Here is an 8,362-nt window from a genome sequence, read left to right as displayed (position 1 = left end):
GTCTCCACAGCGGGATAATCCCCTAGAGGAAAGAACCCTCACCCGCGCCTTCGGCGCGACCTCTCCCGCAGGCGGGAGAGGTGCACCGAGCCCGCCTGCTTGATTCAACTCAAGCCCGCTTCGCCCTAGATCCCCAAGATCTTCCGCGCGTTCGCCTTGAGCACCTTCGGCCGGATCTCGTCGCGGATCTCAATCTTGGCGAAGTCCGACAGCCAGCGGTCCGGCGTGATGACGGGCCAGTCCGAGCCGAACAGCATCTTGTCCTGCAGGATCGAGTTGATGTAGCGCACCAGGATTGGCGGGAAGTATTTCGGCGACCAGCCCGACAGGTCGATGTAGACGTTGGGCTTGTGGGTCGCGACCGACAGCGCCTCTTCCTGCCAGGGGAAAGAGGGATGGGCGAGGATGATCTTGAGGTCGGGGAAATCGGCCGCGACGTCGTCCATGTACATCGGGTTGGAATATTTCAACCGCATCCCCATGCCGCCCGGCATGCCCGAGCCGACGCCGGTCTGGCCGGTGTGAAACAGCGCGATCGCGCCGCCATTGTTGATCTCTTCGTAGAGCGGATAGGCCATGCGGTCGTTGGCGTAGAAGCCCTGCATGGTCGGATGGAATTTGAAGCCGCGCACGCCGTATTCCTCGATCAGCTTGCGCGCCTCGCGTGCGCCGAGCTTGCCCTTGTGCGGGTCGATCGAGACGAAGGGGATGAGGACGTCGAGATGGTCGGAGGCGGCCTCGATCATCTCGTAATTGTTGTAGCGGCGGAAGCCGGTCTCGCGCTCGGCATCGACCGGGAAGATCACCGCGGCGATGTTCTTGGAGCGGTAATAGGCCGCTGTCTCCGGCACTGTCGGCGGATGCTTGTTCGGCGACTTGAAGTATTCCGCCATCTGCGCCTGGAAATCGTCATAGCCGTCGTCGGGATGGCAGCCGCAGGGCTCCTCGGCATGGGTGTGGATGTCGATGGCGACGACTTTGTCGATATCAGGCAGCTTCAGCTTCGGCATGGGTGTCCTCCCGACGGGTTGCCAAATTGATTATATGATATAACGAACTTGGCAAGGCGTCCGGGGCGGCGAAATCGCTGTCCGTAAACGTCCTTGGCTCGATCGATCCCGGACGGGCCAGATCGGGCCGATCCGGCCGCTTCTACTGTGCATGGGGTTGTTTTCCAGAATTTGCCGGCCCGGAGGGCGGCAGTTAACATTGACAGCCCCGCCCGCCATGCCTTAAGAACCGCCCCGTCCCGGGCGGTCGTCCGCCAGCGGGAAAAATCTCATTTTGCCACATTCGCGCGTGCCGAAACGGTAGTGCCGAACACGGCCTTTCGAACGTTCAGGATTCTGCCATGAAGGTCCGTAACTCGCTGAAATCGCTGCGCGGTCGCCATCGCGCCAACCGCCTGGTCCGCCGCAAGGGCCGGGTCTATGTGATCAACAAGGTGCAGCGCCGCTTCAAGGCTCGCCAGGGCTGATCAGCAAAGGCTGAGTTTGCCCTCGCGGTCGCTTCGCGCGCCCCGCAAGACCACTGCTCACACGAGTTTGACGCCGCCTTTGCTTTGCAAGGGCGGCTTTGCGCGTTTAGACTTTGACCATGGCAGTGAGATTCCCGTTCGCGCGCACCCTGTGTCTGGCCCTCGTGCTGGGAGCCGTCGGGCTGGCTCCGGCCGGCGCGCAGCAGGTCGAGCCACCCGCCAGGCAGAAGAAGCTCCCCGAGGCGCCGCCCAAGCTGCCGAAGGTCGACCGCAGCAAGAATCTCGAATTCCTGTTCGGTGCCTTGAAGGCCGCGCCAGACGAGGCCAGCGCCAAGCATGTCGAGGCGCGGATCTGGGCGATCTGGCTGCAGACGCCGAGCGACACCGCGTCCTTGCTGATGGCGCGGGCGAAGACCGCGGTCGATGCCAAGAAGATCGATGTCGCGATCAAGCTGCTGGATTCGGTCATCAAGCTCCGGCCCGACTATATCGAGGCCTGGAACCGTCGCGCCACGCTCTACTACATGCAGAACGACTATGGCCGTTCGCTCGCGGACATCCAGCAGGTGCTGATCCGGGAGCCGCGCCATTTCGGCGCGCTCGCGGGCCTCGGCATGATCATGCAGGAGGTCGGCGACGAGAAGCGCGCGCTCGAGGCCTATCGTAAGGCGCTCGCCGTCAATCCGCACCTCGAGAAGATCCCCGACCAGGTCAAGGCGCTGACCGAGAAGGTCGAGGGACGCGATATTTAGCCTCAAACTCGATCATGTCTTGAGTGAACGCGGCGGCTTCGGATTAACCACGCTCGCAAGGCGCGGCATCGTGAGCACTATTGCCGGCGCGGCCGCAGGCCTACCTGCAGGGCAGGAGCGAAAGCCATGAAGCGTTTGATCTTTGCGGGGTGCCTGCTGCTGGCGTCGGGGACGATGAGCCTCGCCGACGGCCTGTTCTGGGTGGTCGGCAACCGCGCCACCGGAAAATGCAACATCGTGACCAGCAATCCGGTCATCATCGGCGATATCTGGTTCGGCGACGGTCCCTACAAGTCCATGGCCGATGCCAAGCTTGCCCGTTCGACGATCCGCGCCTGTCCCGCGCCCACGCCGGACGAGGAAAAGGAAGAGGACGGCACGAACTAGTTTGTCATCAATGCAGGGCGTTGCCGCCGCGTTCGGCCAGGCCGCGATCGATAGCTGCGGCGTAAGCCTTTGCCAGCTCCGTCTCGAGATGCTCGTTGATCAGGAGCAGCGCCCGCACGGCACCGCGCAGGTCGCCGTTGCAGCTCGCGACGATTTCGTCGATCGCAGTGTCGTTCGATCTGAAGCTCATCGAAATTCCTCCGGTTCAAACCAGGACAGTTCTGCCGGTCTTTCCCCCATCCCCTGAGGCCTAAAGAGGAGGATCGGCGCCCACCCGCGCCTAGATGGCGGAACCGACCATGGCGATTATATGGACGCGGCAATGACGTCCGCATGAAGCTGTTCCGAGGCTTGCGTGTCCCGTTGGAATATTGTTGATTCCATTGCGTTTTTACGTTTCTCAATTATGCACATATCCACAGCCCCGGCATTTTCGGCAGACGCCGGGGGAGCCGGTGCAGCGAAACTGCCGCCCATGACAGCCGTAATTGCCTTGTGCCCAGGATCTCGCGGATTCTCTCCATGATCGTGATGTCAGTCGTGACGGCGCTGGTCCTGCTGGCGCTGGTCACGCAGGCCGGAATCGTCGCCGTGCAGCGCGCCTTTCCGCCGCAGGGGGACATGGTGAAGGTCGACGGCGCGACGCTACACGTCGTCGATATCGGCCCGCGCGATGCGGGGGTGCCGATCGTGATGCTGCACGGCGCGAGCTCCAATCTCGAAGCGATGCGGCGCCCGCTCGGCGATCTCCTCGCCAAGGACCATCGCGTCATCCTGGTCGACCGTCCCGGCCATGGCTGGAGCACGCGGGCGCGGCGCGCGGATTCCACGCCGCAGGTCCAGGCGCGGATGATCGACGAAGCGCTTCAAAAGCTCGGGATCGATCGCGCGGTCTTCGTCGTGCATTCCTGGAGCGGCGCACTCGGCGCGCGGCTTGCGCTCGATCATCCGACCCGCGTCGCCGGGCTCGTCATGCTCGCGCCCGTCACCCATCCCTGGCGCGGCGGCGTCGGCCGTTACAACGAGCTGATCGCGACGCCCGTGATCGGCCCGCTGCTCGCCTACACCATCACGCTGCCGCTCGGTTATTTCGTCGCTGAGGCCGGCGCGCGCAACGTGTTCCTGCCGCAGACGATGCCCGACGGTTTCGTGCGGGAATCCGCGACGCCGCTGCTGCTGCGTCCGCGCGAGTTCATCGCCAATGCCTATGATCTGGTGACGCTGAAGGAAGCGGTCGCCGCGCAAGCCGCGCGCTATGGCGAGATCAAGGCTCCGGTCACGGTCATCGCCGGCGAGCCCGACAAGACGGTGAGGACCAACATCCACGCCCGCCCGTTCGCGGCCATGGTGCCGAACGCGAAGCTGATCGTGCTGCCCGATCTCGGCCACATGGTGCAGAACGCCGTGCCGGATCTGGTGAAGACGGAGATCGAAGCGATGATCGGCAGGATCACGCCCGCACAGGCGGCCGCCGATTAGTTGCGTCTTCGCGCGTAGGGTAGGCAAAGGCGCCCTTGCGCCGCGCCCACGATCATCTCTCGATGACGGCAAAAGACGTGGGCACTGCTCCCGTAGCCCGGATGGACCGTCAGCGTAATCCGGGGCCGCCCGCCCGGCATTTTGCACCATCCCGGATTGCGCTGCGCTCCATCCGGGCTACGGCACCTCGCCTGTGTCGCCCTCTGTCAATCCACCGGCATAAAAATATTCCACTTTACCGAAATTCGGTTTCGGCGTATGTGTCGTCCATCCCGGCTCACCAAGAGGGGCGATCTCGTCGTCGTCTTGATCGCGAGCCGGGCTTGCGGTGGACGCGGCAGCGTCGGCACGAGAGGCGCGGGCAGGGCGGGTAGTCCCTGTGAGCCCGAGGCTTCGTGCGGACGACGGCGCTGCTAGGTTCGTCTCGCCTGTAAGTTTCCGGCTTTGTCGACAGGGCTGGAAATACTGCGGGCGAAATGGCGGGCCGTGCGTACGGCAAAACCGTGTGGTCCTGGCCGTCGTTGCTACGGTCAAGCCTAGCGAAGATGCGAGCGAGCCCAACCGGGCAGACTGCATCATCCAATTCGCGGGGCGAGGGAGGCCAAAGGAAAGTTCGGCTCCCGGGAGATCACGGCATAAGCCGTCCGACCATCGCGCAGGGAAGGCCGAGTGATCGGCACCACCTGTATGCTGCTGTGCGGTTCTTCCTGCGTGTGCATTTCGCGCAGCGGACCGCGGGTGCCTGTCGGCACCCGGCCTTCCCTGTGCCCTCTTGGATTTGAGGGTGCGAAGATGAAGCAAAGCTCGGGCGATTTCAGCCGCGAGAACGAGAAGACGTATCTGCAAGCGAGATGGTGCGGAAAGAGCGATGCCGCTACGTCATACTCCGTCATTGCGAGCGCAGCGACTTGTCCGCCGAAGCCTTGGCAAAGGCGGAAGCAATCCAGAATCCCTCCGCGGAGGCAGTCTGGATTTCTTCGTCGCATCAGCGCAAAATTGCTCCGCAATTTTGTCGCCGAGCTCCTCGTAATGACGTGGAGAGAGTGTGCATCACAACAAAAGCTGCAGCTTCGGTCCTGATTCCATCAGAACCGAAGCTGCAGCGATGGCCTTGTGCAGGCTTACTGCTTGATCTTGCCGTCCTTGTCGAACTGGGAGACGAAGGCCCAGAGATTGTTGATCTCGGTCTCGTTCTTGATGCCGGCGAACGCCATCTTGGTGCCGGGGATCTTGGCCTTGGGATCCTTGATGTATTCCTTGAACACGGCCTCGTCCCAGGTGATGCCGGAATTCTTGTTCGCGTCCGAATAGCTGTAGCCCTCGACGGTGCCCGACTTGCGGCCGTTGAGGCCGTTGAGCTCGGGGCCGACCTTGTTCTTGGCGCCTTCGCCGATCGCGTGGCAGGCCAGGCATTTGTTGAACGAGGTCTTGCCGGCCGCAACATCCTGCGCCATCGCGGCGGGTGCGGTGGCAATCACGGTGAGGATCGTCAGTGCGCCAAAAGTCAGTTTTGTCATCGGATGCTCTTCGTCTCTTCCCTGGAGGGTCTGGCCTGGTCAGTCTCTTGTCTGAATCAGCTTGCCGGTTTTGGCAGGCCTGCTCGGCTTGGACAAGCCACCAAACCATGACAGGTTTCATGATTTCCTACTTGTCCCAGAGCGAACTCGCCAGAGATCGTCGATCCGACTTTCGGATAGCCTACCCAAACAGGCGCGGACGTGATTGATTTGCCGAGACAAATCGATCAATTGGCTTTGAGCCGGAAGGATATGTCATGAAGGATTCGACATGGCCATCATGATGCCTGCGAGCGACCAGGCGGTGCTGGCGCGCCGCGCGGAGATCATTGCTGCATTGCGCGCAATCGTCCCCGGCGAGGGCGTGATCGACAGTGCCGCCGAGATGCGGGCCTACGAATCCGACGGTCTGACCGCCTACCGGCAGCCGCCGATGGTCGTGGTGCTGCCCGATACGACCGAGCAGGTCTCGCTCATCCTGAAATATTGTGCAGAGCAGAACATCAAGGTGGTGCCGCGCGGCTCCGGCACCTCGCTGTCGGGCGGGGCGCTGCCGCTCGAAGACGGCGTGCTGCTCGGCCTCGGCAAGTTCAAGCGCATCCGCGAGATCGATTTCGACAACCGCGTCGTCGTCACCGAGCCCGGCGTCACCAATCTGGCGATCAGCCAGGCGGTCGCCCATGCCGGCTTCTATTACGCGCCCGACCCGTCCTCGCAGATCGCCTGCTCGATCGGTGGCAATGTCGCGGAAAACTCCGGCGGCGTGCACTGTCTCAAATACGGCATGACCACCAACAACGTGCTCGGCTGCGAGATCGTGCTGATGAGCGGCGAGATCCTGCGCATCGGCGGCAAGGGGTGCGAGAACGCCGGCTACGACCTGATGGGCGTCATCACCGGCTCGGAAGGGCTGCTCGGCGTCATCACCGAGGTCACGGTGCGCATCCTGCAGAAGCCCGAGACGGCGCGCGCGCTGATGGTCGGCTTCGCGCAAGTCGAGGCCGCCGGCGAATGCGTGGCGCGCATCATCGGCGCCGGCATCATCCCTGGCGGCATGGAGATGATGGACAAGCCGGCGATCCACGCCGCCGAAGCCTTCGTGCATGCCGGCTATCCGCTCGACGTGGAGGCGCTGCTCATCATCGAGCTCGACGGTCCCAAGATCGAGGTCGACGAGCTGATCGCGCGCGTCGAGACCATCGCCAATGCCTGCGGCTCGACCACCTGCCAGATCTCGACCTCGGAGGCCGAGCGCAATCTGTTCTGGGCCGGCCGCAAGGCGGCGTTTCCGGCAGTGGGACGCATCTCGCCGGACTATCTCTGCATGGACGGCACCATTCCGCGCGGCGCGCTGCCCAAGGCGCTGGCGCGCATCCGCGAGCTCGGCGAAAAATACCAGCTCGGCTGTGCCAACGTGTTCCACGCCGGCGACGGCAATCTGCACCCCCTCATCCTCTACGATGCCAACAAGCCCGGCGAGATCGAGCGCGCGGAAGCCTTCGGCGCCGACATCCTGCGCGCCTGCGTCGAGTTCGGCGGCGTGCTGACCGGCGAGCACGGCGTCGGCATCGAGAAGCGCGACCTGATGCCCGACATGTTCACGGAGATCGACCTCAACCAGCAGCAGCGCCTGAAATGCGCCTTCGATCCGCAGGGCCTGCTCAACCCCGGAAAAGTGTTTCCGACCCTGCACCGCTGCGCCGAGCTCGGCCGCATGCACGTCCATGCCGGCAAGCTGGCGTTCCCGGACATTCCGCGGTTCTAGCGTCGCGCACGGCAGTCTCGCTGCCATGCGCCAAATTTGCTTTTCGTCCTGAACTTGGATACCGGCTCACTCGTGGATACGCTCAAAGTCAGAGACGCCAAAGACGTCGAAGAGGTGGTGCGCGCGGCGATTGCCAATGAGCAGCCGCTCGAGATCATCGGGCATGGCTCCAAGCGCAGCATCGGCCATGCCATGGCGACCAATGCCGTGCTCGACCTCTCCGCGCTGAATGCCGTCACCTCCTACGAGCCCAACGAGCTGATCGTCACTCTGCAGGCCGGCGCGCCGCTCGCCGACGTGCTGGCGCTGATCGACGCCAAGAACCAGCAATTCGCCTTCGAGCCGATGGATACCGCGCCGCTGCTCGGCACGCCGGCGCTCGGCACCATCGGCGGCATGATCGCGGCCGGGCTTGCCGGGCCGCGGCGCATCCGGGCCGGCGGGGCGCGCGATCATTTGCTCGGGGCGCATGCCGTCTCCGGCTTCGGCGACAGCTTCAAGACCGGCGGCAAGGTGGTGAAGAACGTCACCGGCTACGATCTCTGCAAGCTGCTCGCGGGCTCCTGGGGCACGCTGTCGGTCATGACCGAGGTCACGCTGAAGGTGATGCCCAAGCCCGAGGCCGAGCGCACGCTGCTGCTGCGCGGTCTCGACGATGCCGCCGCCAACAAGGCGATGACTGCGGCGCTCGGCTCGCCCTATGACGTCTCGGCGGCAGCGCATCTGCCGAAATCGACATTCCGCACCAAGACCGAGGGGCTTGGCGATCTCGCAAGCGACGGCGAGTCGCTGACCATGCTGCGGCTCGAGGGCATCACGTCGTCCGCCGCCCATCGCGCCGGCTCGCTGCGCGACCTGCTGGCGCCGTTCGGAGCCGCGGCGCTGATCGAGGACGCTCCGTCCGCCGCGCTGTGGGCCATGATCCGCGACGTGCTGCCGTTCGCGGCCGGCGGCGCGCTCGGCGCCTGGCCGGTCTGGCGCATCG

The 8,362-nt window shown here is 64.0% G+C and carries 9 protein-coding genes; 6 read left to right on the top strand and 3 right to left on the bottom strand.

The window, feature by feature from the left end:
• Nucleotides 1-125 precede the first annotated feature (125 nt).
• The gene (locus tag SE92_RS19040) at nucleotides 126-1,010 is read right to left on the bottom strand and encodes an amidohydrolase family protein (protein WP_063197425.1); all 885 of its coding nucleotides are present in this window, start codon (nucleotides 1,008-1,010) and stop codon (nucleotides 126-128) included.
• Between the two features lie 341 nt (nucleotides 1,011-1,351).
• Between SE92_RS19040 and ykgO the strand changes: the two genes are divergently transcribed.
• The 3 genes from ykgO to SE92_RS19025 all read left to right on the top strand — a co-directional run bounded on the left by ykgO (nucleotide 1,352) and on the right by SE92_RS19025 (nucleotide 2,616).
• Nucleotides 1,352-1,477 carry a type B 50S ribosomal protein L36 gene (gene ykgO, locus SE92_RS19035; RefSeq protein WP_006611362.1) on the top strand — a complete coding sequence of 42 codons (126 nt, stop codon included), beginning with the start codon at nucleotides 1,352-1,354 and terminating at the stop codon, nucleotides 1,475-1,477.
• A gap of 119 nt (nucleotides 1,478-1,596) precedes the next feature.
• Nucleotides 1,597-2,229: a tetratricopeptide repeat protein gene (locus SE92_RS19030; protein ID WP_063197423.1), complete on the top strand. Its 633-nt coding sequence runs from the start codon at nucleotides 1,597-1,599 to the stop codon at nucleotides 2,227-2,229.
• Nucleotides 2,230-2,355: 126 nt separating this feature from the next.
• On the top strand, nucleotides 2,356-2,616 hold the full coding sequence (locus SE92_RS19025; RefSeq protein ID WP_063197421.1) for a hypothetical protein: 261 nt from the start codon (nucleotides 2,356-2,358) through the stop codon (nucleotides 2,614-2,616).
• A gap of 7 nt (nucleotides 2,617-2,623) precedes the next feature.
• On the opposite strand, the gene SE92_RS19020 is transcribed toward SE92_RS19025, so the two are convergent.
• Complete coding sequence (locus tag SE92_RS19020; RefSeq protein ID WP_063197419.1) at nucleotides 2,624-2,806, bottom strand: hypothetical protein; 183 nt, start codon at nucleotides 2,804-2,806, stop codon at nucleotides 2,624-2,626.
• A gap of 332 nt (nucleotides 2,807-3,138) precedes the next feature.
• On the opposite strand from SE92_RS19020, the gene SE92_RS19015 reads away from it, so the two are divergent.
• Nucleotides 3,139-4,095: an alpha/beta fold hydrolase gene (locus tag SE92_RS19015; RefSeq protein WP_063197417.1), complete on the top strand. Its 957-nt coding sequence runs from the start codon at nucleotides 3,139-3,141 to the stop codon at nucleotides 4,093-4,095.
• 1,121 nt (nucleotides 4,096-5,216) lie between these two features.
• On the opposite strand, the gene cycA is transcribed toward SE92_RS19015, so the two are convergent.
• Nucleotides 5,217-5,612: a cytochrome c-550 CycA gene (gene cycA, locus SE92_RS19010; protein WP_063197415.1), complete on the bottom strand. Its 396-nt coding sequence runs from the start codon at nucleotides 5,610-5,612 to the stop codon at nucleotides 5,217-5,219.
• Between the two features lie 271 nt (nucleotides 5,613-5,883).
• Here cycA and SE92_RS19005 point away from each other — a divergent pair, with 271 nt between their 5' ends.
• Together SE92_RS19005 and SE92_RS19000 are read left to right on the top strand one after the other, a co-directional pair.
• Nucleotides 5,884-7,377: an FAD-linked oxidase C-terminal domain-containing protein gene (locus SE92_RS19005; protein WP_063197413.1), complete on the top strand. Its 1,494-nt coding sequence runs from the start codon at nucleotides 5,884-5,886 to the stop codon at nucleotides 7,375-7,377.
• A 72-nt stretch (nucleotides 7,378-7,449) separates the two neighbouring features.
• A partial coding sequence (locus SE92_RS19000) for an FAD-binding protein (RefSeq protein WP_063203628.1) occupies nucleotides 7,450-8,362 on the top strand: 913 nt, incomplete at its 3' end.

Origin of the sequence: Bradyrhizobium sp. AT1 (assembly GCF_001590795.1) — a bacterium.
Taxonomy (GTDB): Bacteria; Pseudomonadota; Alphaproteobacteria; order Rhizobiales; family Xanthobacteraceae; genus Bradyrhizobium.
The sequence above is the reverse complement of the archived record's forward strand: the minus strand, read 5'-3'. Positions and strand labels throughout refer to the sequence as shown.